Source organism: Enterobacter cloacae complex sp. 382A5 (assembly GCF_050031095.1).
Taxonomy (GTDB): Bacteria; Pseudomonadota; Gammaproteobacteria; order Enterobacterales; family Enterobacteriaceae; genus Enterobacter; species Enterobacter cloacae.
Genome location: NZ_JBLGVK010000001.1, coordinates 2974749 through 3001131, shown reverse-complemented (window position 1 = coordinate 3001131; position 26383 = coordinate 2974749). Strand labels below are relative to the sequence as shown.

The 26383-nt window shown below is 45.5% G+C and carries 23 protein-coding genes; 22 read left to right on the top strand and 1 reads right to left on the bottom strand.

From position 1 onward, the window contains the following. Positions 1-42 precede the first annotated feature (42 nt). The 21 genes from cpsG (at position 43) to ugd (ending at position 24135) form a co-directional block, all read left to right on the top strand. Positions 43-1413 carry a colanic acid biosynthesis phosphomannomutase CpsG gene (gene cpsG / locus ACQG2G_RS14200; RefSeq protein WP_013097871.1) on the top strand — a complete coding sequence of 457 codons (1371 nt, stop codon included), beginning with the start codon at positions 43-45 and terminating at the stop codon, positions 1411-1413. A 46-nt stretch (positions 1414-1459) separates the two neighbouring features. Beyond that, positions 1460-2854 carry an undecaprenyl-phosphate glucose phosphotransferase gene (gene wcaJ / locus ACQG2G_RS14195; RefSeq protein WP_014832616.1) on the top strand — a complete coding sequence of 465 codons (1395 nt, stop codon included), beginning with the start codon at positions 1460-1462 and terminating at the stop codon, positions 2852-2854. Between the two features lies 1 nt (position 2855). Then, positions 2856-4334, top strand: a complete 1479-nt coding sequence (gene wzxC / locus ACQG2G_RS14190) for a colanic acid undecaprenyl disphosphate flippase WzxC (RefSeq protein WP_023622057.1) — start codon at positions 2856-2858, stop codon at positions 4332-4334. A gap of 17 nt (positions 4335-4351) precedes the next feature. Continuing rightward, positions 4352-5632 (top strand): colanic acid biosynthesis pyruvyl transferase WcaK, encoded by a 1281-nt coding sequence (gene wcaK / locus ACQG2G_RS14185; protein WP_021558691.1) that lies wholly within the window; start codon positions 4352-4354, stop codon positions 5630-5632. Further along, positions 5629-6849: a colanic acid biosynthesis glycosyltransferase WcaL gene (gene wcaL / locus ACQG2G_RS14180; RefSeq protein WP_369118610.1), complete on the top strand. Its 1221-nt coding sequence runs from the start codon at positions 5629-5631 to the stop codon at positions 6847-6849. Before wcaK ends, wcaL begins: the two co-directional genes overlap by 4 nt. Before the next feature lie 12 nt (positions 6850-6861). Next, positions 6862-8253 carry a colanic acid biosynthesis protein WcaM gene (wcaM, locus tag ACQG2G_RS14175; protein ID WP_369118609.1) on the top strand — a complete coding sequence of 464 codons (1392 nt, stop codon included), beginning with the start codon at positions 6862-6864 and terminating at the stop codon, positions 8251-8253. 175 nt (positions 8254-8428) lie between these two features. Beyond that, on the top strand, positions 8429-9325 hold the full coding sequence (gene galF, locus ACQG2G_RS14170) for a GalU regulator GalF (protein ID WP_251999479.1): 897 nt from the start codon (positions 8429-8431) through the stop codon (positions 9323-9325). A gap of 354 nt (positions 9326-9679) precedes the next feature. Continuing rightward, positions 9680-10762: a dTDP-glucose 4,6-dehydratase gene (gene rfbB / locus ACQG2G_RS14165; protein WP_369118608.1), complete on the top strand. Its 1083-nt coding sequence runs from the start codon at positions 9680-9682 to the stop codon at positions 10760-10762. 2 nt (positions 10763-10764) lie between these two features. Continuing rightward, positions 10765-11664, top strand: coding sequence for a dTDP-4-dehydrorhamnose reductase (gene rfbD, locus ACQG2G_RS14160; protein ID WP_369118607.1), 900 nt, complete (start codon positions 10765-10767; stop codon positions 11662-11664). 52 nt (positions 11665-11716) lie between these two features. Beyond that, positions 11717-12592 (top strand): glucose-1-phosphate thymidylyltransferase RfbA, encoded by an 876-nt coding sequence (rfbA, locus tag ACQG2G_RS14155; RefSeq protein WP_369118606.1) that lies wholly within the window; start codon positions 11717-11719, stop codon positions 12590-12592. A 3-nt stretch (positions 12593-12595) separates the two neighbouring features. Next, positions 12596-13651 (top strand): EpsG family protein, encoded by a 1056-nt coding sequence (locus ACQG2G_RS14150; protein WP_369118605.1) that lies wholly within the window; start codon positions 12596-12598, stop codon positions 13649-13651. 3 nt (positions 13652-13654) lie between these two features. Beyond that, positions 13655-14473, top strand: a complete 819-nt coding sequence (locus ACQG2G_RS14145; RefSeq protein WP_426769276.1) for a glycosyltransferase — start codon at positions 13655-13657, stop codon at positions 14471-14473. Next, positions 14428-15240, top strand: a complete 813-nt coding sequence (locus tag ACQG2G_RS14140) for a glycosyltransferase domain-containing protein (RefSeq protein WP_426769275.1) — start codon at positions 14428-14430, stop codon at positions 15238-15240. The genes ACQG2G_RS14145 and ACQG2G_RS14140 overlap by 46 nt, the downstream gene beginning before the upstream one ends. Then, positions 15237-15854: an HAD family hydrolase gene (locus ACQG2G_RS14135; RefSeq protein WP_426769274.1), complete on the top strand. Its 618-nt coding sequence runs from the start codon at positions 15237-15239 to the stop codon at positions 15852-15854. The genes ACQG2G_RS14140 and ACQG2G_RS14135 overlap by 4 nt, the downstream gene beginning before the upstream one ends. Before the next feature lie 785 nt (positions 15855-16639). Further along, a complete protein-coding gene (locus ACQG2G_RS14130) occupies positions 16640-17506 on the top strand; it encodes a glycosyltransferase family 2 protein (RefSeq protein ID WP_369118694.1) in 867 nt (288 codons plus the stop codon). Beyond that, positions 17496-18743 (top strand): oligosaccharide flippase family protein, encoded by a 1248-nt coding sequence (locus tag ACQG2G_RS14125; protein ID WP_369118599.1) that lies wholly within the window; start codon positions 17496-17498, stop codon positions 18741-18743. The genes ACQG2G_RS14130 and ACQG2G_RS14125 overlap by 11 nt, the downstream gene beginning before the upstream one ends. Further along, positions 18740-19762 (top strand): CapA family protein, encoded by a 1023-nt coding sequence (locus ACQG2G_RS14120; RefSeq protein WP_426769273.1) that lies wholly within the window; start codon positions 18740-18742, stop codon positions 19760-19762. The genes ACQG2G_RS14125 and ACQG2G_RS14120 overlap by 4 nt, the downstream gene beginning before the upstream one ends. Continuing rightward, positions 19738-20640 (top strand): ATP-grasp fold amidoligase family protein, encoded by a 903-nt coding sequence (locus tag ACQG2G_RS14115; protein WP_369118598.1) that lies wholly within the window; start codon positions 19738-19740, stop codon positions 20638-20640. The genes ACQG2G_RS14120 and ACQG2G_RS14115 overlap by 25 nt, the downstream gene beginning before the upstream one ends. Then, a complete protein-coding gene (gene rfbC, locus ACQG2G_RS14110) occupies positions 20627-21178 on the top strand; it encodes a dTDP-4-dehydrorhamnose 3,5-epimerase (RefSeq protein ID WP_369118597.1) in 552 nt (183 codons plus the stop codon). The genes ACQG2G_RS14115 and rfbC overlap by 14 nt, the downstream gene beginning before the upstream one ends. Positions 21179-21307: 129 nt before the next feature. Then, positions 21308-22714 (top strand): NADP-dependent phosphogluconate dehydrogenase, encoded by a 1407-nt coding sequence (gene gndA / locus ACQG2G_RS14105; RefSeq protein WP_129328141.1) that lies wholly within the window; start codon positions 21308-21310, stop codon positions 22712-22714. A 254-nt stretch (positions 22715-22968) separates the two neighbouring features. Next, a complete protein-coding gene (gene ugd / locus ACQG2G_RS14100; RefSeq protein ID WP_369118595.1) occupies positions 22969-24135 on the top strand; it encodes a UDP-glucose 6-dehydrogenase in 1167 nt (388 codons plus the stop codon). Positions 24136-24187: 52 nt separating this feature from the next. Here ugd and ACQG2G_RS14095 read toward each other — a convergent pair whose 3' ends face one another. After that, entirely contained in the window at positions 24188-25192 is a 1005-nt protein-coding gene (locus ACQG2G_RS14095) for an NAD-dependent epimerase (protein ID WP_369118594.1), read from the bottom strand. A 192-nt stretch (positions 25193-25384) separates the two neighbouring features. On the opposite strand from ACQG2G_RS14095, the gene wzzB reads away from it, so the two are divergent. After that, a complete protein-coding gene (gene wzzB, locus ACQG2G_RS14090) occupies positions 25385-26365 on the top strand; it encodes an LPS O-antigen chain length determinant protein WzzB (protein ID WP_369118593.1) in 981 nt (326 codons plus the stop codon). Positions 26366-26383: the final 18 nt, after the last annotated feature.

The window sequence follows — 26383 nt, the reverse complement described above, 5'->3', positions numbered from 1 at the left end:
TGTTAATTGGGCGGGCCAACTGTTGCCTGAAAAGGGGTCATGATGGAAAAGTTAACCTGTTTTAAAGCCTACGATATTCGCGGCAAGCTGGGTGAAGAGCTGAATGAAGACATTGCGTGGCGCATCGGCCGTGCGTACGGCGAATACCTGAAACCGAAAACTATCGTTCTGGGCGGCGACGTGCGTCTGACCAGCGAATCCCTGAAGCTGGCGCTGGCGAAAGGGCTGCAGGACGCGGGCGTGGACGTGCTGGATATCGGCCTTTCCGGTACCGAAGAGATCTATTTTGCCACCTTCCACCTGGGCGTGGACGGCGGGATTGAAGTCACGGCCAGCCATAATCCGATGGATTACAACGGTATGAAGCTGGTGCGCAAGGGTGCGCGCCCTATCAGCGGTGATACCGGCCTGCGCGACGTGCAGCGTCTGGCGGAAGCCAACGACTTCCCGCCGGTGAACGAGTCTGCACGCGGCAGCTACAAGCAGATCGATCTGCGTAAAGAGTACATTGACCACCTGCTGGGTTACATCAACGTAGCAAACCTTAAGCCGCTGAAGCTGGTCATCAACTCCGGCAACGGCGCGGCGGGCCCGGTGGTGGATGCCCTGGAAGCCCGCTTTAAGGCGCTGAACGTGCCGGTGACCTTCGTCAAGGTACACAACACCCCGGACGGCAACTTCCCGAACGGTATCCCGAACCCGCTGCTGCCAGAGTGCCGCGACGACACCCGCAATGCGGTGATTGAACACGGTGCGGATATGGGCATCGCCTTTGACGGCGATTTCGACCGCTGCTTCCTGTTCGACGAGAAAGGGCAGTTCATCGAGGGCTATTACATTGTCGGCCTGCTGGCGGAAGCGTTCCTCGAGAAAAATCCGGGGGCGAAGATCATTCATGACCCGCGCCTCTCCTGGAACACCGTTGACGTGGTGTCTGCCGCAGGCGGCACGCCGGTGATGTCCAAAACCGGTCACGCGTTTATCAAAGAGCGTATGCGCGAAGAAGACGCCATCTACGGCGGCGAGATGAGCGCCCATCACTACTTCCGCGATTTTGCCTACTGCGACAGCGGGATGATCCCGTGGCTGCTGGTGACCGAACTGCTGTGCCTGAAAGGTCAGACCCTGGGCGAGCTGGTGCGCGACCGTATGGCGGCCTTCCCGGCAAGTGGAGAGATCAACAGCAAACTGGCGCAGCCGGCTGAGGCCATTGCCCGCGTGGAACAGCACTTTGCTATTCACGCGCTGGAAATTGACCGTACCGACGGTATCAGCATGGCGTTCCCGCAGTGGCGCTTTAACCTGCGCTCGTCCAATACCGAGCCGGTGGTGCGCCTGAACGTGGAATCCCGCGCCGACACCGCGCTGATGGAAGCCCGAACGAAGGACATTCTGGCGCTGTTGAATCAGTAATATTTGCCCCTCCCGGTGGGAGGGGAAACCGAATACAGGAACAACGATGACGAATCTAAAAAAGCGCGAACGAGCGAGAACGAATGCATCGTTAATCTCTATGGTGCAGCGTTTTTCTGATATCACCATCATGGTCGGCGGATTGTGGGCGGTGTGTTGGATCAGCGGGCAATCGTTCTTATACATGCACCTGCTGATGGCACTGATTGCGCTGGTCGTGTTTCAGATGATCGGCGGGATGACGGATTTCTATCGTTCGTGGCGTGGCGTCAAGATGACCACCGAACTGATGCTGTTGCTGCAGAACTGGACCTTAAGCCTGATCTTCAGCGCGGGCCTGGTGGCGTTCAGCCATGATTTTGATAATCGTCTGGTGACGTATCTGTGCTGGTATCTGTTAACCAGCGTCGGCATGGTGGTTTGCCGCTCCCTGATCCGCTTTGGCGCGGGCTGGTTGCGTAACCGTGGTTACAACCGCCGCTATGTCGCCGTTGCCGGCGATCTGCCTGTGGGCCAGGTGCTGCTTGATAGCTTCCGCAAAGAGCCGTGGTTAGGTTTTGAAGTGGTTGGGATCTACCACGACGCGAAACCGGGTGGCGTGCCGTCGGACTGGGCGGGCAACTACGATCAGCTTATTGACGATGCGAAAGCGGGAAAAATTCACAACGTCTACATTGCCATGCAGATGAAAGAGGAGTCCCGCATTAAGAAACTGATGCGCGACCTGGCGGACACCACCTGTTCCGTGATCCTCATTCCGGACGTCTTTACCTTCAACATTCTCCATTCCCGTATCGAAGAGGTGAACGGTGTACCGGTAGTGCCGCTGTACGACACGCCGCTGTCAGGTATCAACCGTGTTCTCAAACGTCTGGAAGACATTGTGCTCTCTTCACTGATCCTTCTGCTGATCTCTCCGGTGCTGTGCTGCATTGCCCTGGCGGTGAAGCTGAGCTCTCCCGGCCCGGTCATCTTCCGTCAGACGCGCTACGGCATGGACGGTAAGCCGATCATGGTGTGGAAATTCCGCTCCATGAAGGTGATGGAGAACGACAAAGTGGTGACGCAGGCTACGCAGAACGATCCGCGCGTGACCCGCGTGGGGAATTTCCTGCGCCGCACCTCGCTGGACGAGCTGCCGCAGTTTATCAACGTCTTTACCGGCGGTATGTCGATTGTCGGGCCACGTCCGCATGCGGTTGCCCATAACGAGCAGTACCGTTCTCTGATTGAAGGCTACATGCTGCGCCATAAAGTGAAACCAGGCATTACCGGCTGGGCGCAAATCAACGGCTGGCGCGGTGAAACCGACACGCTGGAAAAAATGGAAAAACGCATTGAATTCGACCTTGAGTACATCCGTGAGTGGAGCCTCTGGTTCGATATCAAAATTGTTTTTCTGACCATCTTCAAAGGTTTCGTGAACAAAGCGGCGTACTAAGATGAGCTTACGTGAAAAAACCATCAGCGGCGCCAAGTGGTCAGCGATGGCGACTATCGTCATCATTGGCCTGGGGCTGGTGCAGATGACCGTGCTGGCGCGCATTATCGATAATCATCAGTTCGGTCTGCTGACCGTCTCGCTGGTGATTATCGCGCTGGCCGACACGCTGTCTGACTTCGGTATCGCCAACTCGATTATCCAGCGCAAAGAGATTAGCCAGCTGGAGCTGACCACGCTCTACTGGCTGAACGTGGGGCTGGGAATATTTGTTTTTGTGCTGGTGTTCCTGCTGAGCGATGTGATCGCCAGCGTGCTGCACAACCCGGATCTGGCCCCGCTGATGCGCACGCTGTCGTTTGCCTTTGTGGTGATCCCGCACGGGCAGCAGTTCCGCGCGCTGATGCAAAAAGAGCTGGAGTTCAACAAGATCGGCATGATTGAAACCAGCGCCGTGCTGGCGGGCTTTACCTTCACGGTGGTGAGCGCCCATTTCTGGCCGCTGGCCATGACCGCCATTCTGGGGTATCTGGTGAACTCTACCGTGCGTACGCTGCTGTTCGGCTACTTTGGCCGCAAGATCTACCGCCCGGGGCTGCATTTTTCCCTGGCGTCCGTCTCCTCGAACCTGCGTTTTGGCGCCTGGCTGACGGCCGACAGCATCATCAACTACGTCAATACCAACCTTTCCACGCTGGTGCTGGCGCGCATTCTGGGGGCGAGCGTCGCGGGGGGTTATAACCTGGCCTACAACGTTGCGGTCGTCCCGCCGATGAAGCTCAACCCGATTATCACCCGCGTGTTGTTCCCGGCGTTCGCCAAAATTCAGGACGACACTGAAAAGCTGCGCGTCAACTTCTACAAGCTGCTCTCCGTGGTCGGCATTATTAACTTCCCGGTACTGCTGGGTCTGATGGTGGTGTCGAGCAACTTTGTGCCGCTGGTATTTGGCGAGAAGTGGAACAGCATCATCCCGATCCTGCAGTTGCTCTGCGTGGTGGGGCTGCTGCGCTCCGTGGGTAACCCGATTGGCTCCCTGCTGATGGCGAAAGCGCGCGTGGATATCAGCTTTAAATTCAACGTATTTAAAACCTTCCTGTTTATTCCGGCAATTATCGTCGGCGGACACATGGCGGGCGCCATTGGCGTCACGCTGGGCTTTCTGCTGGTGCAAATCATCAACACCGTGCTGAGCTACTTCATCATGATCAAGCCGGTGCTGGGCTCCAGCTACCGTCAGTACATCCTGAGCCTGTGGCTGCCGTTTTATCTCTCCTTGCCGACCCTGGTGGTGAGCTACGGTCTGGGCGTGCTCCTGAAGGGCCATTTGCCGCTGGCCGCGCTGCTGGCAGTGCAGGTTGCCGCGGGCGCGCTGGCGTTTGGGGTGATGATTGTGCTGTCACGCAATGCGCTGGTGGTGGAGATGAAGCGCCAGTTTTGCCGTAACGAAAAAATGAAAACGCTGCTTCGCGCAGGCTAGTTATTTAAGAGGCCATTATGAAATTATTAATTCTTGGCAACCATACCTGCGGCAACCGTGGCGACAGCGCCATCCTGCGCGGTTTACTGGATGCAATTAACACCCTTAAGCCTGAGACAGAAGTGGACGTGATGAGCCGTTACCCGGTCAGCTCATCCTGGTTACTGAACCGCCCGGTGATGGGCGACCCGCTCTACAGCCAGATGAAACAGCACAATAACGCTGCGGGCGTGATGGGACGCGTGAAGAAAGTGTTGCGTCGCCGCTACCAGCATCAGGTGCTGCTTTCTCGCGTAACCGACACCGGCAAGCTGCGCAACATCGCCATCGCGCAGGGCTTTACCGATTTTGTGCGTCTGCTTTCCGGCTATGACGCGATCATTCAGGTGGGCGGTTCGTTCTTCGTCGATCTCTACGGCGTGCCGCAGTTTGAGCATGCGCTCTGTACCTTTATGGCGAAGAAGCCGCTGTTTATGATTGGTCACAGTGTCGGGCCATTCCAGGAACCTCAGTTCAACCAGCTGGCAAACTATGTGTTTGGCCACTGCGATGCCCTGATTTTGCGTGAGTCAGTCAGCCTCGACATGATGAAGCGCAGCGAGATCGACACTTCGAAAGTCGAGCACGGCGTGGATACCGCGTGGCTGGTGGATCACCAGGACGACAGCTTCCAGCCGAGCTACGCGGTGCAGCACTGGCTGGACGTGGCGGCGAAACAGAAAACCGTCGCCATTACCCTGCGCGAGCTGGCACCTTTTGATAAGCGTTTAGGTACGACTCAGGCCGCCTACGAGAAGGCCTTTGCCGAGGTCGTTAACCGCGTGCTGGACAGCGGTTATCAGGTGCTGGCGCTCTCCACCTGTACCGGTATCGATAGTTACAACAAGGATGATCGCATGGTGGCGCTGAACCTGCGCCATCTGGTGAACGATCCGTCCCGGTATCACGTGGTGATGGACGAACTGAACGATCTGGAGATGGGCAAACTGCTCTCAGCCTGTGACCTGACCGTGGGTACCCGTCTGCACTCTGCCATCATCTCGATGAACTTTGGCACGCCAGCCATTGCCATCAACTATGAGCACAAGTCTGCCGGGATTATGCAGCAGCTGGGGATGCCGGAAATGGCCGTGGATATCCGTCATCTGCTGGATGGCTCGCTCGGCGCAATGGTGGGCGACACCCTTGGGCAACTGCCCGCCGTGAATGAGCGCCTGGCCGTGGCAGTGAAAGCCGAGCGCGAAAAGGGAATGGGGATGGTGAAGTCGGTGCTTGACCGCGTGCGGGAGGGGAAATGAAGGTTGGTTTCTTCTTACTGAAATTTCCACTGTCGTCTGAAACCTTTGTACTCAATCAAATCACCGCGTTTATCGATATGGGATATGACGTGGAAATTATCGCCCTGCAAAAGGGCGATACGCAAAACACCCATGCGGCGTATACCCAGTATGGGCTGGAGGCGAAAACCCGCTGGCTGCAGGATGAGCCATCCGGAAAAGTGAACAAGCTGCGCTACCGTGCCAGCCAGACTTTACGCGGGCTCCATCGCGCGTCGACCTGGCGAGCGCTGAACATCTCCCGCTATGGCGCGGAGTCGCGCAATTTGATCCTGTCGGCCATCTGTGGGCAAACGGCGCAGCCGTACCGCGCTGATGTCTATATCGCCCACTTTGGCCCGGCAGGGGTGACCGCAGCCAAACTGCGCGAGCTGGGGGTGATTGACGGGAAGATCGCCACGATCTTCCACGGCATTGATATCTCCAGCCGTGAAGTGCTGAACCACTACACGCCGGAGTATCAGCAGCTGTTCCAGCGCGGCGACATGATGCTGCCCATCAGCGACCTGTGGGCCGGACGCCTCAAAAAGATGGGCTGCCCGGGCGAGAAAATCACCGTCTCGCGGATGGGGGTGGATTTGGCGCGCTTTACCCGACGTCCGGTCAAGGTGCCGGGTAAACCGCTGCAGATTATCTCCGTTGCCCGACTGACCGAGAAAAAAGGGCTGCATGTGGCGATTGAAGCCTGCCGCCAGCTCAAGGCGCGCGGGGTGGATTTCCGTTATCGCATACTCGGTATCGGCCCGTGGGAGCGTCGTCTGCGTACGCTTATTGAACAGTATGAGCTGGAAACGCACGTGGAGATGCCGGGCTTTAAGCCGAGCCACGAGGTGAAGGCCATGCTCGATGAAGCCGACGTGTTTCTGCTGCCGTCCGTTACGGGCGCCGATGGCGACATGGAAGGCATACCGGTGGCGCTGATGGAGGCGATGGCGGTGGGGATTCCGGTGGTATCGACGCTGCACAGCGGGATCCCGGAGCTGATCAAGTCAGATCATTCCGGCTGGCTGGTCCCCGAAAATAACGCCATGGCCCTGGCCGATCGGCTGGCCGCGTTTAGCGATATCGACCAGCAGGCGCTGGAGCCCGTGCTGCACAATGCCCGACAAAAAGTCGAGGCAGATTTTAACCAGCAGGTGATCAATCGCCAGTTAGCGAGCCTGCTGCAAACGTTGTAACGCCGAGGTTGTATGCTGAAAAAGATTACCCGACGCAGCTTTGTCTCTTCTCTGTCCGTCCTGGCGGCAATGCCGCTACTGTCGCCCCGCGTTGCGCGGGCGGCAACCGGCAAGACGGTCTCTGTAAATCAGTACACTAACAACGACTGGATCGCCGCCTTTAAGCAGGCGTTTAACGAAGGCGACACCGTCGTTGTGCCTGCAGGGCTCACCTGCAAAAACATCAACACGGGCATTTTCATTCCTGACGGCAAAACGCTGCTGATTCGCGGGGCGTTAACCGGCAATGGCCGGGGACGCTTTGTCCTGCAGGAGGGCAGCAAAGTCATCGGTGAGGGCGAAGGCCGTACCGAAAATATTACCCTTGACGTTCGTGGCTCTGACTGTGTCATCAAAGGGCTGGCGATGAGCGGATTTGGCCCGGTAACGCAAATCTACATTGGCGGCAAAAAGCCCAGCGTGATGCGTAATCTGGTCATTGATAACATCCGCGTGAGCCAGGCCAATTACGCCATCCTGCGCCAGGGGTTTCACAACCAGGTGGATGGCGCCCGCATCACCAACAGCAAATTCAGCCACCTGCAGGGCGATGCGATCGAGTGGAATGTGGCCATCAATGACCGCAATATTCTGATCTCCGACCATGTGATCGACAACATCAACTGCACCAACGGGAAGATTAACTGGGGGATTGGTATTGGCCTTGCGGGCAGTACCTACGACAACGACTACCCGGAAAAACAGACCGTGAAGAACTTTGTGGTTGCCAATATCACCGGCAGCAACTGCCGCCAGCTGGTGCACGTTGAGAACGGTAAACACTTTATTATCCGCAATATTAAAGCCAAAAATATTACGCCTGATTTCAGTAAAAAGGCGGGAATAGACAATGCCACGGTAGCAATTTATGGCTGTGATAATTTCGTTATTGATAATGTCGATATGGTCAATAGTGCCGGCATGTTAATCGGTTACGGCGTGATTAAAGGTGACTACCTGTCGATTCCGCAGAACTTCAAGCTTAACGATATTCGTCTGGATAATATCCAGCTTGCCTATAAGCTGCGCGGCATACAAATTTCATCCGGTAATGCGACCTCGTTTGTGGCCATCACCAACGTCGAGATGCAGCGCGCAACGCTTGAACTGCATAACAAACCTCAGCACCTTTTCTTACGCAATATCAATGTGATGCAGGAAGCAGCAATCGGACCCGCGCTGAAGCTGAACTTCGACCTGCGTAAGGATGTGCGGGGTAAGTTTATGGCGAAAGACGAGACGTTGCTGTCACTGGCAAACATCAAAGCAGTGAATGAGAAAGGGCAGAGCTCGGTGGATATTGACCGGGTGGATCAGCATGTGGTGAATACGGAACGGCTGAATTTTGCGCTGCCGCACAGATAATCGTCAGTTGGCTTTTTGCGACTATTCCTGGCACGGAATCGCATTCTATTCAGATTACAACTACTGTAATTTGTGGTGCTAAGGCGTAATATCATTACAGGATTACGGCAAATCATACTGGCGAAAACAGGTTTAAGAGCTATAATTCGTCAACCATTTTAAGGTGGAAGAAATAATGATTAATTTGAAAGCAGTCATTCCGGTAGCCGGACTGGGCATGCATATGCTGCCAGCCACAAAAGCCATTCCTAAAGAGATGCTACCGATCGTCGACAAGCCGATGATTCAATACATCGTCGACGAGATTGTTGCTGCAGGGATCAAAGAAATCGTTCTGGTTACGCACTCGTCCAAGAATGCGGTTGAAAACCACTTCGACACCTCTTACGAACTCGAAGCGCTGCTGGAGCAGCGTGTTAAACGTCAACTGCTGGCCGAAGTGCAGTCCATTTGTCCTCCTGGCGTCACCATCATGAACGTGCGTCAGGCGCAGCCGCTGGGCCTGGGCCACTCCATCCTGTGTGCTCGTCCTGTCGTGGGCGACAACCCGTTTATCGTGGTCCTGCCTGATATCATCATTGATACCGCTTCTGCGGATCCGCTGCGTTATAACCTGGCGGCGATGGTGGCGCGTTTCAACGAAACAGGCCGCAGCCAGGTGCTGGCGAAACGCATGAAAGGCGATCTGTCCGAGTACTCTGTTATCCAGACCAAAGAAGCGCTGGAGACAGAAGGGCAGGTGAGCCGCATCGTTGAGTTCATCGAAAAACCGGATCAGCCGCAGACGCTGGAGTCAGACCTGATGGCGGTTGGTCGTTATGTCCTGAACGCGGATATCTGGGCCGAGCTGGAAAAAACCGAACCAGGCGCCTGGGATCGTATCCAGTTGACCGATGCCATTGCCGAGCTGGCGAAGAAGCAGTCTGTTGACGCGATGCTGATGACCGGTGAGAGCTACGACTGCGGTAAGAAGCTGGGCTACATGCAGGCGTTTGTGAACTATGGGCTGCGCAACCTGAAGGAAGGGGCGAAGTTCAGAAGCCGGATTGAGAAGTTGTTAGCTAACGACTGATTTTTTCTTACTTGATTTGCACAAGCGGCAGTCATCATTTGGGTATGTTGAAACATAACCAAAATGGTAGCTGCCGTTTTTTGTTATTAATTCTAATGATAACATGGATTTATCTGATTTAAATCTGGTCAGATTTGTAACGATTTGTGCTTGTTTCTGAGGTCATTTAGGACGACAATTAACGGCAGTTTTTGTCTGAATCCAGACCAGAAAAATCATTTATTCAAACTTCGCTCAGTGCACTGGTAGCTGTTAAGCCAGGGGCGGTAGCGTGCAAAATTTCTGAAGCCGATATTAATTACCCGGTATCAGAACGCCAATATCTCGACAAATTCAATAGACGGAACAGATCACGTGAAAATTCTTGTGACGGGCGGGGCCGGCTTTATCGGCTCAGCAGTGGTACGACATATTATTAAAAATACCCATGATGAAGTCGTCAATGTGGATAAACTGACGTATGCCGGTAACCTGGAGTCACTGACCGACGTTAATGATAGCGATCGTTATGTATTTGAACATGCGGATATTTGCGATAAAGCGGCAATGGATCGCATTTTCGCCGAGCATAAACCGGATGCGGTCATGCACCTTGCGGCAGAAAGTCATGTTGACCGTTCTATTACCGGCCCCGCTGCATTTATTGAGACCAATATTGTCGGTACCTATGTGCTTCTGGAAGCCGCACGGTCTTATTGGTCGACGCTGGATGACGAGGCCAAAGCGGCGTTTCGCTTCCACCATATCTCTACGGATGAAGTGTACGGTGACTTACCTCATCCTGATGAACATCCTGCCTCTGCTGAGCTCCCGCTGTTTATAGAAACCACAGCCTATGCGCCGAGCAGCCCATATTCTGCGTCTAAAGCGTCCAGCGATCACCTGGTTCGCGCATGGCTGCGTACCTATGGTTTCCCTACGATCGTGACCAACTGCTCCAATAACTACGGGCCGTATCACTTCCCTGAGAAGCTGATCCCGCTGGTGATTTTGAATGCCCTGGACGGTAAACCGCTGCCAATTTACGGCAAAGGCGACCAGATCCGCGACTGGCTGTACGTTGAAGACCATGCGCGTGCGCTGTACACCGTCGTAACTCAGGGTAAACCGGGTGAGACTTACAACATCGGTGGGCATAACGAAAAGCAAAATCTGGAAGTGGTGCACACCATTTGCGATCTGCTTGATGAAATCGTGCCGAAAGAAGGCTCCTATCGCGAGCAGATCACCTACGTCGCTGACCGCCCCGGGCATGACCGCCGCTACGCGATTGATGCGCATAAAATTGGCGTTGAGCTGGGATGGAAGCCGGAAGAGACGTTTGAAAGTGGAATTCGTAAAACTGTGGAATGGTATTTGAGCAACCAGGACTGGGTTAACAACGTTAAAAGCGGTGCCTATAAGACCTGGATCGAACAGAACTACGGAGAACGATAATTGTGAATATTCTTCTGTTCGGCAAGACAGGGCAGGTGGGTTGGGAACTTCAGCGAGCACTCGCTCCATTAGGTAATTTAATTGCCCTTGATGTGCACTCGAAAGAGTATTGTGGTGATTTTAGCAATCCGGAAGGGATTGCTGAGACGGTTCGTGCTATCAAACCTAATGTGATCGTTAACGCAGCTGCTCACACTGCCGTAGATAAAGCAGAATCTGAGCCAGAGTTTGCGCAGTTACTGAACGCAACCAGCGTTGAAGCTATTGCGAAGGAAGCTGCAAAAATTGGGGCCTGGGTTGTTCATTATTCAACAGATTACGTTTTTCCGGGCGATGGCGATAAACCATGGCGTGAAACGGATGCAACAGCGCCTTTGAATGTTTATGGGCAGACTAAACGTGATGGTGAGAAAGCGCTGCAAGAACATTGCCCTAACCATCTTATTTTCCGTACCAGCTGGGTCTATGCGGGTAAAGGGAACAATTTCGCGAAAACCATGCTGCGTCTGGCGAAAGAGCGTAAAGAACTTTCTGTTATTAACGATCAGGTAGGTGCGCCTACGGGAGCAGAATTACTGGCAGACTGTACCGCGCATGCTATTCGTGTAGCGATGGTAAAACCAGAAGTGGCTGGTCTTTATCACCTGGTAGCATCCGATACGACAACCTGGTATGACTATGCAGCGCTGGTATTTGATGAAGCCAGAAAGGCTGGCATTGAACTGGCGATTGAAAAGCTTAACGCAGTGCCAACAAGTGCTTACCCGACACCTGCTCGTCGGCCGCAGAATTCGCGGTTAAGCACAGAGAAATTCCAGGATAACTTTGGTCTGGTATTGCCAGCATGGGATGTTGGCGTGAAGCGCATGTTAGCTGAGCTTTTTACAGCCCAATCACTTTAATCATTAAATAAATGTCCGGATTCGGGCATTTTGCGTTTACAGAGAAATTATAATGGCTACGCGTAAAGGTATTATTCTTGCTGGTGGATCCGGCACTCGTCTCTACCCTGTGACTATGGCGGTGAGTAAACAACTGCTGCCCATTTACGACAAACCAATGATTTACTATCCGCTGTCTACACTGATGCTGGCAGGGATTAAAGACATTCTGATCATCAGTACGCCACAGGATACCCCGCGCTTTGAACAACTTCTGGGCGACGGCAGTCAGTGGGGATTAAACCTTCAGTATAAAGTACAGCCAAGCCCTGATGGACTGGCTCAGGCCTTTATTATTGGCGAAGAGTTCATTGGTGACGACAACTGTGCGCTGGTGCTGGGCGATAATATTTTCTACGGCCATGACCTGCCTAAACAGCTGGAAGCCGCAGTGAGTAAAGGCGAGGGTGCAACGGTATTCGCCTATCACGTCAACGATCCTGAACGTTATGGCGTGGTGGAGTTCGATAAAAATGGTACGGCCATCAGTCTGGAAGAGAAGCCGCTGGAACCTAAAAGCAACTATGCTGTAACGGGTCTTTATTTCTACGACAATGATGTAGTGGAAATGGCGAAGAACCTTAAGCCTTCAGCGCGCGGTGAGTTGGAAATTACCGATATTAACCGTATTTATCTGGAGCAGGGGCGTCTGTCCGTTGCGATGATGGGGCGTGGCTATGCATGGCTGGATACGGGTACTCATCAGAGCCTTATTGAGGCAAGTAATTTTATTGCGACGATTGAAGAGCGTCAGGGGCTTAAGGTTTCTTGCCCGGAAGAGATTGCGTATCGCAAAGGGTTTATTGATACAGAACAGTTAAAAAAACTCGCGCTCCCCCTTAGTAAAAATAATTATGGTCGTTATCTCCTAAAATTGTCAATGGATTAATTTATGTCATCGCTCCTGCTATATATAGGATTTTCAGTATTCCTAACGATGCATTCATTGATCTTTAAAAGAAATGTTAATTTCTTATTGCTAACTACTCCTTTTTTTTATGCGATATTTTATGGGTTAAGAGAAGGAATTGGAAATGATTATGCGCAATATGAGAATATATATAATCAAATTAACGTTGGTTTGTATTCGGCGATTGAACCAACTTATATAATTCTATCCAAATTATTGAGTCCGTTTGATTACGGTTTTAATTTTTTGATGGCGTTTTATACATTTCTTACATACATGCTATGTTATATCGGAATAAAAAAATATAACATATATAATTTTGCGCCAATACTGATGTTTTCGACAGGCTTTATATTTTATGCTGACAATCAAGTGCGACAAGCATTAGCAACGGCATTCTTCATATATTACATGAGATTTATCCCTAGCAGAGAACTATTGAAATATGTTTTATGCGTAACCATATCAACAGTTTTTTTACATTTCAGTTCTGCCATTCTTATATTTGCCTATTTAGTCCCTAGAAGAAGAATAAAATCTTATATTTGGTGTGTTCTACTGGTTTTAGCATTTATATTAATGAAAGTCGATGCTGTCCATACTATTCTAATCAATATCATAAGCCATGTGCCATATTATTCAGAACTTTATATACAGCGCTTCAACGACATGGTGATTATTCCTGAAGGAAGTGGGCTAGGGGTTATATTCTGGATCGTACTAGCTATGTTCATACTAGCATATCAATACGAAATAGATGAGCCGATGCTGGTTAACCTATTTATTATCGGAACTATCATTAATGTTGTTTTCATTAACTATGACATATTCGAGAGAATTAGCTTCTATTTAATTTATTTAAGATTTATACTGTTATGTATAATCATTAAAAAAATCATGTTCAAAGACAATCTTAGTTTCATGTTGAGTACAGGAGTGATTTTACTAACGTTGGCATTTTCCTCGTATGAAGTCATGTATGATGCAAATAAACATGGAAGTGTCCCGCTTGAACTTATTTACTATCAGGCTGAATAAGAAATGGAAAAAATTGCGGTAATAATGAGCGTATATAGAGAAGACAATTCTTTATATATAAAACAAGCAATCGAAAGTATACTTTCTCAAACGTATAGTGAAATAAAATTATTCATAATGGTCGATGGCCAGGTTAGTAAAAATATTAATGATTTATTGCATAACTACAGTAGTCATAAAAAAATTGAAATTTTTAGAAGAGATATAAACAAAGGTTTAGCTCATTCGCTTAATGAACTCATAGATGTTGTCGTTGCGAAAAAAGAATATAAATTTATTGCAAGAATGGATAGCGATGATATCTCTTTACCTCACAGGCTAGAGGAGCAAATAAATTATTTTCATAAAAAACAAGAAGTAGATGTGATAGGCTCATTCTGCCATGAATTTGGCTCGAGTTATGCATTAGATATTAAAAAGATTCCACTCACTCATGAAGATCTTGTTAAATATACATTTTACAAATGTCCCTTCATACATCCTACGGTAATGTTTCGAGTGCGAGTTTTTGATAATAAACAGAACCGTTATCCTTTACAAACGAGATTGAGTGAAGATCTTGCATTATGGTTCAAATTATTAATATACGGTTATAGATTTGGTAATGTTGACGCTGTATTATTAAATTATAGATTAGATGATAAAACACTTGAGCGTCGTTCTGGTTTCAAAAAAGCATTAAGTGAATTAAAAATCAGGTTATCTTTTGCTATAAAAATGAGAGAATTCGATCCTCAAATATATGGTCTTATAATTGCAAGGGGAGTTTTTGCATTATGTCCAAAATTTATCAAGAGAATAATGTACAAAAAATGCCGATGATAAAAAGAGTTGTATATACTGCGATATTTGGTGATTATGATCTTTTACAAGAACCTAAGAGAATAGAATCAAATATTGATTATATATGTTTCACTGATAATCAAGATGTGCAATCTTCAAAATGGCATGTAGTATATATTTCTAACGATAAATTAAATAATAAGGCTATACTTAACCGTAAATATAAATTTTTCCCACATCTATTTTTAAAAAACTATGATCAAAGTTTATATATCGACGGAAATATTCAGATTCAATCAGATGATATTAATCTTGCATTTGACGAAGCATTGTCTGAATATGACATATCTATACCTCCACACCCTGATAGAGATTGTTTATATGAAGAGGCTGATATATGTATAAATCTTGGCAAAGGTGTATCTGAAAAAATTAAATCCCAAATAGAAAAATATAAAAGCGAATGCTATCCGGAACACAATGGACTATACGAAAACAACACTATTTTCAGGAACCATAATAAACCTGAAATCACGAATCTTATGAATTTATGGTATGAGGAGTTAAAGTCTAATTCTGGAAGAGACCAACTCAGTCTGTGTTATTTAATGTGGAAAAATTGTTTGAAATGTAAACCTTTCCCTTGGGGAGGGAAACAATCGCATCGATTTTTCAAAATTAAATTGCATAAAAATGAAATGAATCTTCCATTACCAAAAAAAATATGCCTCTATATATTAATCAATAGCAATGTAAACTGGGTATATGGTATTTTGAGCCGATTTATTAAGAAGGTGAAAAAGTGAAAACTGCGATTGTCGACGTATGCCATACACTCTATAGGAGTAACACCACTTTTGATTATGTTGATTTTGTCTTGAATAAGAAGAATAAAAAAATAATCCTACTAAAAGTAAAACCGATTAAATATACATTAATTATTATGGGTAGGTTCTTACATAAAGATATTTATAGATATCTTTACATTAAAAGGTTAAGAGGTTTTAAAAAAAAAGAATTAGAAGATATAGCAAATGAATTTTATAAGAACAAGCTTGATCGACTGAAAATATTATCAACATTTAATGCTATTAATAAGGAGATAAATAATTATAAATTTATATTAGCCTCCGCATCATTAAATATAGTAATCGAAGCAATAATTAAGAATGAAAAGATTTTTGAAGGAATTGCATATTCGAGTAGTTTAGACTTTAAAAATGATATTTGCACAGGAAAATTAAGTCAGGATTTATTAGGAAACAAGCACAAATATTTCTCTGAAGTGAACTGGGTAATTACGGATAATATTTCAGATCTCAAACTCGCTAAAAAATCTGAAAAAGTCACAATACTTTCAAAACCCAAAAACATTGCTTTTTGGGAACGGAATGGTTTTAAAGTGGATATCATTATATGAATCATTTGTTCTTTTTCTTTCCCATTCTTTATTCTTTTAATACAAGATTAAATAGTAATAAAAAAAGAATTGCTTGGGTTCTTTCATACATTATACCAATAATGATATGTGTTTTTCTAATTTATAATGATTATACATATACAGAATGTCTGGCTCTTTCTATTTTTATTGTATTAACAATTTACTCAAGTTACGAAATAGGGTATATATACAATGATGCAGAGTTGATAAAAAAAGAAATCAATCCTACTTTAAGATTAACAAATGAGGATATTCAGTACTACGAAAACAAAAGAACTATAATATATTTATCTCGTAGTATATGTCTTATAGTGCTAATGTTAGTGGCTTGGGGTGTCGATTATAAAATAGGTTTTTCTGTTACCCTTTCTTGTGTTGCGATATTACTCCTTTATTTAATATATAATTCTATTAGAAATAGGTACAATATCCCTTTATACAGTTTATTAGTATATTCTCGATACTTTTCCATATTCATATGTAGCGTAAGTTTATTTGACTCGTTTTTGCTATGGCTCGTTTATCCATTTTGTGTAACTTTAGAATTTATGTCAAAGCCAAGATTTAAATTTAAGATGAAATGGATAATTAATGATTTTGACAAGTTTAGAGCTATATATTATTCATTTCTGTTATTATCAATAGTAGCATTAGATTCTATTTTTATGTTTGATAAAATTATTTACGCACTCGTGCTATATTTCTTTGTTTTTAGAACCTTATCATTTATTTTTTTGTCAAAAAAATATCGGAGTGCGAGATAGATGAAAGGATATTCAGCGGTCATTGTACTCTTTCATCCGGATGTGATTCATTTAAAGCAAATGATAGATTTGCTCCAAAAACAAGTCGAGCATATTATCATTGTAGATAATACTCCACTAAAATCCTCGTTTGAAACAAGTGAAATTAATGTTCACCTTATATCGCTTAACGATAATTTAGGTATTGCGACAGCACAAAATGAAGGAATACGTAAATCAATAGAACTTGGCTGTACACGTTGTTTTTTGTTCGATCAAGATTCAATAATCCCATCAAATATCGGCCAACAACTAGCCAAGGATATGGATTTTCTCTTGAATAAAGGAATTCCTGTCGCTTGCATTGGACCAAGAATATTAGATGTTATAGAGGGAAAGATCGAAATTTCTAAAAATGAAAAAAAATCTCCACAAGGTTTAACAGAAACACGACAGATCATTGCTTCGGGTTCTCTCTTAGAATTAAACTCCATTGGAAAAATAGGTCTTATGGAGGATGGACTATTTATAGATGCTGTTGACCATGAATGGTGCTGGCGTGCTCGAGCCAAAGGCTACGCGATCTATATCTCTGAGAACGTAATAATGGAACATATGATAGGTTTAGGGCGAGGGCGAGTCCTATTTTGGAACTATATACTCTGTTCCCCAGTGAGGCATTACTATCAATTTAGAAATACATTTGCTTTATTAAGCCGAGGATATGTTCCGCTGAAATGGAAGATAAAGAAAGTTATAGAATTGATTGCTATGCCAATTGTTTATTTTCTCAGAGGTCCTCAAAGGAAGCTCCGCGTTCACTATATGTTTAGCGGAATAAAAGACGGGATATCTGGTGTTTCAGGAAAATTAAATAATGGAAAGTAGATTAAATAAAATAATATCTGGCAATAAAAAAATATTTGAAAGTATATCATATTTATCTGTTATACAAATTATTACAATGCTTTTGCCTTTCCTTACTTACCCTTATCTAATCAAGATATTTGGATTGTCATTATATGGAAAGATAATGCTAAGCCAAGCTGTTGTTAGTTACGTCGCTATATTCGTCAATTTTGGATTCAATATTAGTGCAGCTAAGTCAGTGTCAGAATTTATAGATAAAACAGAAGAAGTAAATAAACTTTGCTCTGCTATTTTTAGCGTTAAGTTTATAATTTGGTGTTTTGTTGCATTCATTTATTTAGTTGGTGTATGGGTTTTCATAGATGACAAAACTAGTAAGGTTTTATACATTACTGCTTTTACACTCACTTTTAACGAATTCTTAGTAGCACAGTGGTTCTATCAGGCGAAAGAGTCACTTAAAGTTATTGCAATAAGTTCTATTGCGACAAAATTGCTAAATGTTATTCTTATTTTTTCACTTATTCATAATCAAAGCGATTATTACCTTGTTTCATTAATCACAGGAGGTTGCTTCTTTCTGGCCGGTTCTTTTTCTATTTACCATATGTTTAAATACCACATCAGTTTTATTTGGCCTGGCTACGAGTCCATGGTTAAAGTTACAAGGGACAGTATTAACTTATTTTTAACTTCTGCGATAATTGCAATTAAAAACAAATTAGATGTAATTTTAATTGGTGCATTTATCTCAAATGAAGCAGTTGCAATATATGATTTTGCACAAAAAATATTAAATCTACTTTTGCTACCTATTACCATCATAAATAATGCCGTATTCCCAAAGATGAATAGAGAGAAAAATAAAATTTTTCTCAAGAAATTACTCTTTATAATGTTATCATTCACTGCGGCGTATACAATCCTTGCAGCAATTATATTGCCATTTGTAATGCACTATATTTTTGTCGTTACAAACGATTCTATCGAAATTACACGCTTATTAATGATTGCTGCTATTTGTTTCTCTTTAAGCTTAACTCTCGCTCAAAATGGATTAATAGTGTTTAATTATACAAAGCTCCATTTATTCGGTATGATATCCACCACTCTTTTATATCTTGTAGTAATGTTTTTTGGTCATCAATTCGGGTTGCTGAATAATATATATTACTTTGTTTATACTTCATTATTTCTTTTTACATACGAAGTTGTTTATCGTTTTGCATTTTGCAGATGGAAAAATATTATATGATCAATAACTCCAAGAGTACAATGTTGGGATATACAGGTGATCTCGTCCTTCAAGATACAGAATTAGTTAGTAATGATATTTTCGACACAATAAGGGAGAAATGTGATTCGATGGGGGCTGAGTTGGTCGTCAACCTGGAATCCCCTTTTATAAAAGATGATTTTAAAACCATCAAAAACAAAATTTGCCTTGGGGCAGACTTTAAAAATGTTACAAAATTGAAAAAATTAAATCCCCTTTTAATTAATTTAAGTAATAATCATTTCAATGATTACGGGGTCTGTGGTTCAGAATTAACAAAACAAGTTTTAGATGAATTAGGTCTAAAGTATTTTGGGATTGGTAAGCGTGGTCAGATACAACTCATTGATCATACAAATGAGCATGTTATAAATATAGCATTCACGCTTAGAAGCGCTGATCAATCAGGAGCACTCCTTTTTGCAACGGATGACATTGATGGTCCTAGTGATTTAGATCTTAGTTTTGTTAATGAAATTAAGAACAAGTATAGAGAAAAATCTATCGTAGTATCAGTGCATTGGGGTAATGAAGATATTGCAATCCCTGATTTTTCCATCCGTAAACTTGCCCGAGAAATAATTGACGCTGGCGCAGATTTAATTATTGGCCATCATCCCCACATCATACAACCTATGGAAATTTATCGGGGGAAAATGATTTTTTATTCCCTTGGTAATTTTTACTTCCCCACAATAAGATATAATTTCAATGATAAGGAAATTATTAAATTTCCACTTAAACATCAGACGGAAGGAATTATTCCTGTTTTTGATTTTAATAATGGAGTTGAGCTAAAAACAATATTATTAGTCAAGAATTTAAATGATTCACAGAATATTAAAGAGATAGACAGCACTCAATTAATTATTCCGTCGTATAGATACTCACTCTATCCCTATTTGTTTTGGCGGAAAGAGATGATTCGGTTAATTAAGTATTATTCTGTAAGAATATTTGAAAGGGTGACGGCATGTCTGAAATCAAAGAAAAACTAAGGCTTTTTAAAGCGTACATACTCCCGGAATCCCTTTATCTTAAAATGATTTTTAAAAAACACTTAGGGTATAGTTTGAATCTACGTGACCCTAAAAGTTTAAATGAGAAGTTACAATGGCTAAAGCTTTATTACCGGAAGCCTTTATTGACGACTTGTGCTGATAAAATTGCTGTTAGGGATTATATAAAGAAAATAATTGGTGAACAGTACTTAATTCCGCTAGTACATTCGACTGAAAATCCTGAGGAGTTGATACATTTTGATTTTCCAAGTTATCCTTTCATCATAAAAGCTAATCATGATAGCGGGGGATATCATATAGTACGCAATAAGGAAGAAATGGAAATAAAAAAAATAGTTTCAGACGCTAAAAAATGGTTAAAAAGCAATCATTATTCAAAGAGTAAAGAGTGGCAATACAAAAATATAAAACCACAAATAGTTGTCGAAAAACTTTTGTTAGATAAAGATGGTAGAATCCCTAATGATATAAAATTCACGTGCATCAATGGAAGAGTTGAAATCGTTCATGTTGACTCTAATAAAGAAATCAAGCATCTTCGAAATAATTATACGCGTGACTTCAGTCCTCTTTTAATTAATTGGCCTGAAGAGTATTCCAGAAATGACATTCTTTCAATGCCTGAAAGTTTCTTTGTTGCACGTGATCTGGCTGAGCTTTTAGCAAAACCATTTCCTTTCGTAAGAGTTGACTTTTATTTAATTGGCCCTAAAATTTTTTTTGGTGAATTAACCTTTCATCCTACCTCTGGCTTTGGACGATTTTCTCCAAGCTATTATGATTATAAATATGGAAGTAAATTAAAACTGCCAATGCTCAATTGTAATGCGGGGACTGAAAATGAAAGTTATTAATACACCTATTTCTGGACTTAAGATTATAGAGCCAAAGGTATTTGGAGATGATAGGGGATTTTTTCTGGAAACATATTCTGAGGGGAAATATTGCAAAGAGCTTGGTATAGATCTTAGGTTTGTGCAGGATAATCACTCCAGATCAGCTAAAGGTGTTTTAAGAGGTCTACATCTGCAATTAAAGTATCCCCAAGGTAAATTAGTTCGTGTTGTAAGAGGTTGCGTTTACGATGTTGCGGTAGATTTACGAATCGACTCCCCAACATTTGGAGAATGGTTTGGAGTGGAGTTGTCTGAGGAAAATAAATGTCAGTTTTGGATTCCTCCTGGTTTTGCACATGGTTTTTATGTTCTTTCAGAATTGGCAGATTTTGAATACAAATGCACGGATTATTACCATCCTGAATTTGAGCAAACAATTATCTGGAATGATCCTTCTCTAGCCATAAACTGGCCTGATGGAAGTAAAATACTATCTCATAAAGATTTACGAGGTATGACATTGCATGAATACACTACTTCTATACAAGAATTGTAAATAAATATATGTAATGCAGTAGTAATGCTAGCACATCTTCCGCTATCCATGTTGATGCTACCTAAGTTAACATCAGTAACACTTAAAGCCGTTCATCGGAGCGGCAGTAAAACCTGACAGGAGTATGTAATGTCCAAGCAACAGATCGGCGTTGTCGGTATGGCAGTGATGGGGCGCAACCTGGCGCTCAACATCGAAAGCCGTGGTTATACCGTCTCCGTTTTCAACCGCTCCCGTGATAAGACCGAAGAAGTCATCGCTGAGAATCCGGGTAAGAAACTGGTTCCTTTCTATACGGTTAAAGAGTTTGTTGAATCTCTGGAAACGCCTCGTCGTATCCTGTTAATGGTGAAAGCGGGCGCAGGTACCGATGCAGCCATCGATTCCCTGAAACCTTATCTGGATAAAGGCGACATCATCATTGATGGTGGTAACACCTTCTTCCAGGACACCATTCGTCGTAACCGTGAACTCTCTGCTGAAGGCTTCAACTTCATCGGTACCGGTGTCTCCGGTGGTGAAGAGGGCGCGCTGAAAGGCCCATCTATCATGCCTGGAGGCCAGAAAGAAGCGTATGAACTGGTTGCGCCAATCCTGACCAAAATCGCTGCGGTTGCGGAAGATGGTGAGCCGTGTGTGACCTATATCGGTCCGGACGGTGCAGGCCACTATGTTAAGATGGTTCACAACGGCATCGAATACGGCGATATGCAGCTGATTGCTGAAGCCTACTCTCTGCTGAAGGGGGGCCTGAACCTCTCCAACGAAGAACTCGCAGAGACTTTCACCGAATGGAACAAAGGCGAGCTGAACAGCTATCTGATCGACATCACCAAAGATATCTTCACGAAGAAAGATGAAGAAGGTAAATACCTGGTCGATGTGATTCTGGACGAAGCGGCGAACAAAGGTACCGGCAAATGGACCAGCCAGAGCTCTCTGGACTTGGGCGAGCCGCTGTCTCTGATCACCGAGTCCGTATTCGCTCGCTACATCTCTTCTCTGAAAGAGCAGCGCGTTGCGGCTTCCAAAGTGCTGTCTGGTCCGCAGCCTAAATCAGCAGGTGACAAAGCGGAATTCGTTGAGAAGGTTCGTCGTGCTCTGTACCTGGGTAAAATCGTCTCTTACGCGCAAGGTTTCTCTCAGCTGCGCGCGGCTTCTGACGAAAACAACTGGGATCTGAACTACGGTGAAATCGCGAAGATCTTCCGTGCAGGTTGCATCATCCGCGCCCAGTTCCTGCAGAAAATCACCGATGCCTATGCTGAAAATGCAGGTATCGCGAACCTGCTTCTGGCACCTTACTTTAAGAAGATTGCTGACGAATATCAGCAGGCGCTGCGTGATGTGGTTGCATACGCTGTACAGAACGGTATTCCGGTGCCGACCTTCTCCGCTGCAGTGGCGTACTACGACAGCTATCGCGCTGCCGTACTCCCTGCCAACCTGATCCAGGCGCAGCGTGACTACTTCGGTGCGCATACGTATAAACGTACGGATAAAGAAGGTGTGTTCCACACCGAATGGCTGGATTAATCTGATTTAATGCAGTTGGATAGTAAAGCCCGATGAACCTCATCGGGCTTTTTTTATCGCGCTTACGCCCATGTGGACTTGCTTTGCACAACGAGCGTCTTTCAACGCCACATAAACCACTGCATTTACTGAATCCTGTAGCCAGGCATTCGCCTTGACAGCCGCTCAACATAAGAGGTAAAAACCTCAACAGTTGTTTATTGCGGTGGGGTGTTTACGCCTCCTGAAACTCAAAACTTGAAGAAGTTGATCGAATGAAAATAACTATCTCCGGAACGGGCTATGTCGGGCTTTCAAACGGCATCCTGATTGCACAAAACCATGAAGTGGTTGCACTGGATATCGTGCAGGCCAAAGTGGACATGCTTAACCAGAAGAAGTCCCCAATTGTCGACAAAGAAATTCAGGAATATCTTGCTAATAAACCGCTGAACTTCCGTGCAACGACTGATAAAGAAGATGCCTATCGTAATGCGGATTTTGTCATCATCGCGACCCCTACCGATTACGACCCCAAGACTAACTACTTCAATACCTCAACGGTAGAAGCAGTAATCAAGGACGTTATCGCAATAAACCCAAATGCGGTGATGATTATCAAGTCAACCATTCCGGTAGGTTTCACTAAATCTATCAAAGAAGAGTTGGGCATCGATAATATCTTCTTCTCGCCAGAGTTCCTGCGCGAGGGCAGGGCGTTATACGATAACCTACATCCTTCTCGTATCGTGATTGGTGAGCGTTCTGAACGTGCTGAGCGCTTTGCTGCCCTACTGCAGGAAGGCGCAATTAAGAAAGATATTCCGGTACTGTTTACCGACTCCACTGAAGCGGAGGCGATTAAGCTTTTCGCCAATACCTACCTGGCAATGCGTGTCGCTTACTTCAACGAACTGGACAGCTACGCAGAGAGCCTGGGGTTAAATACCCGCCAGATTATCGAAGGTGTTTGTCTCGATCCGCGCATTGGTAACCACTATAACAACCCGTCATTTGGCTACGGTGGTTACTGCCTGCCAAAAGATACCAAGCAGCTGCTGGCCAACTATCAGGCTGTGCCAAACAACTTGATTTCAGCGATTGTTGATGCCAACCGTACGCGTAAGGATTTCATTTCTGATTCCATCCTGGCGCGTCAGCCGAAAGTGGTGGGCGTGTATCGTCTGATCATGAAGAGCGGTTCCGATAACTTCCGCGCCTCGTCCATTCAGGGGATCATGAAGCGTATTAAAGCCAAGGGTGTTCAGGTCATTATTTATGAACCTGCAATGCAGGAAGATGAGTTCTTCCATTCACGTGTGATTCGCGATTTGAATGCATTCAAGCAGGAAGCGGACGTGATTATCTCTAACCGCATGGCAGCAGAACTGGCAGACGTGGCGGATAAAGTGTATACCCGCGATCTGTTTGGTAGCGACTGATATTCTGCGTTAAGCACGTAAAAAACCCGGCCAGTGTGCCGGGTTTTTTGTTTCAGACCTTGTAGAAAGCGCGATACCAGTCGACAAAGTTTTTCACCCCGTCTTTGACTGAAGTCTGCGGTTTAAAACCAATAACGTCATACAACGCTTTCGTGTCCGCGCTGGTTTCCAGCACGTCACCCGGTTGAATCGGCATCATGTTTTTCTCTGCTTCTTTGCCGAGCGCTTCTTCCAGCGCCGTAATGTAATCCATAAGCTCAACCGGAGAGCTGTTACCTATGTTGTAAACGCGATAAGGCGCGGAGCTGGTCGCCGGGGAACCGGTCTCGACGGTCCAGTCTGCATCGGCCTGAGGAATGACATCCTGCAAACGAATAATGGCTTCAGCGATGTCATCAATGTAAGTGAAGTCACGCTTCATCTTGCCGTAGTTGTAAACATCGATGCTTTTGCCTTCTATCATTGCCTTTGTAAACTTGAACAGCGCCATGTCCGGACGTCCCCACGGGCCATACACGGTAAAGAAACGCAGGCCGGTGGTCGGCAGGTTATACAGATGGGAATAAGTATGCGACATCAGCTCGTTGGCTTTTTTGGTCGCCGCGTACAGTGACACCGGGTGATCTACGGAGTCGTCAGTGGAGAACGGCATCTTGCGGTTCAGACCATAAACGGAGCTTGATGAGGCATACAGCAGGTGCTGTACCTTGTTATGACGACACCCTTCCAGCACGTTAAGGTGGCCGACCAGGTTAGCATCCGCATACGCGTGCGGATTTTCCAGCGAGTAACGCACACCTGCTTGTGCGGCCAGATGTATCACGCGATCAAATTTTTCGGCGGCAAACAGCGCTGCCATAGCTTCACGATCGGCTAACTCCATTTTGTGGAAGGTGAAATTCCCGGATTTCAGTAAATCCAGACGTGCCAGCTTAAGATTGACGTCATAATAGTCATTCAAATTATCAATTCCGACGACGTGATGCCCGGCATCCAGCAAGCGTTGGCTGACATGCGACCCGATAAAACCTGCCGCGCCCGTGACCAAAAATTTCATATCTTCCCTCATTATATTTCTATCTTGTCGATGCCTGAGGCATCAGAATTGCTATATGATAACGCGTTGACCGCGAGTTACATAACCCATCTTTCCGATATAACTCATCGGATTCTGATAGAAAAATCGCTGGCAACAGATACACTATGTAAACATCACTGTTTTTGCCCTTTTTCATCTGTTAGGGATTGTATGACGCAGAACAACAATACTCCGGTTAATAGCAGTAATGGTCCGGAGCAAATTGATTTACTTGATTTAGTGCTACAGCTGTGGCGTGGAAAGTGGGTAATTGGCGCTTTTGTTGCTGTTTTTATCATCATTGCGGGTATTTATATCACCATCGCAAAAGAAAAATGGACCTCGTCCGCCATTATTGCCCAGCCGGATGCGGCGCAAATTGCCACTTACGCGAATGCATTGAATATTCTTTACGGCGGCGCTGCTCCTTCTATGCTGGATATTCAAAACCGCGCGATTAGCCGTTTCAATTCGTCGTTTTCTGCTTTAGCCCAGGCGCTCGAAAACCAGGAAATGCCAGAAAAGCTGACCATTGATACTACCGTTAAAGGACAACCGCTGCCGTTAAGCGTCACGTATCAAGGTGAGTCAGCAGAAGCGGCACAAAAACAGCTGGCGCAATACATCCAACAGGTGGATGAGCAAACGGCGAAGGAACTTGCTCTCGACCTCAAAGACAACATTAAGCAGCAGATCACCAGCCTCAATGACTCCCTTGAAAACCAGGAGAAAGTCGCTCAGGAGCAAAAAGATCTACGCATTAAACAGATTTCTGAGGCGCTTAAGAATGCGGAAGCGGCGAAAATTACCACTCCGCAGATCCAGCAAACCCAGGACGTGACTCAGGAAACCATGTTCCTGCTGGGGAGCGAAGCGCTGAAATCAATGATTGATAACGAAGCGTCTCGTCCGCTGGTCTTCTCTGGCGCTTACTACCAGACTAAGCAAAACTTACTGGATATCGAGAAGTTGAACGTGAACCCGGATACCATCCATGTCTATCGTTACGTTATGAAGCCGGATCTTCCCGTTTATCGTGACAGCCCGAAAAAGGCCATCACGTTAATTCTGGCGGTCTTGCTCGGTGGGATTATCGGTTCAGGTGTGGTTCTCGGCCGCAACGCGTTGCGTAACTACAAACCAAAAGCCTGACTTGCAGATAAAAAAACC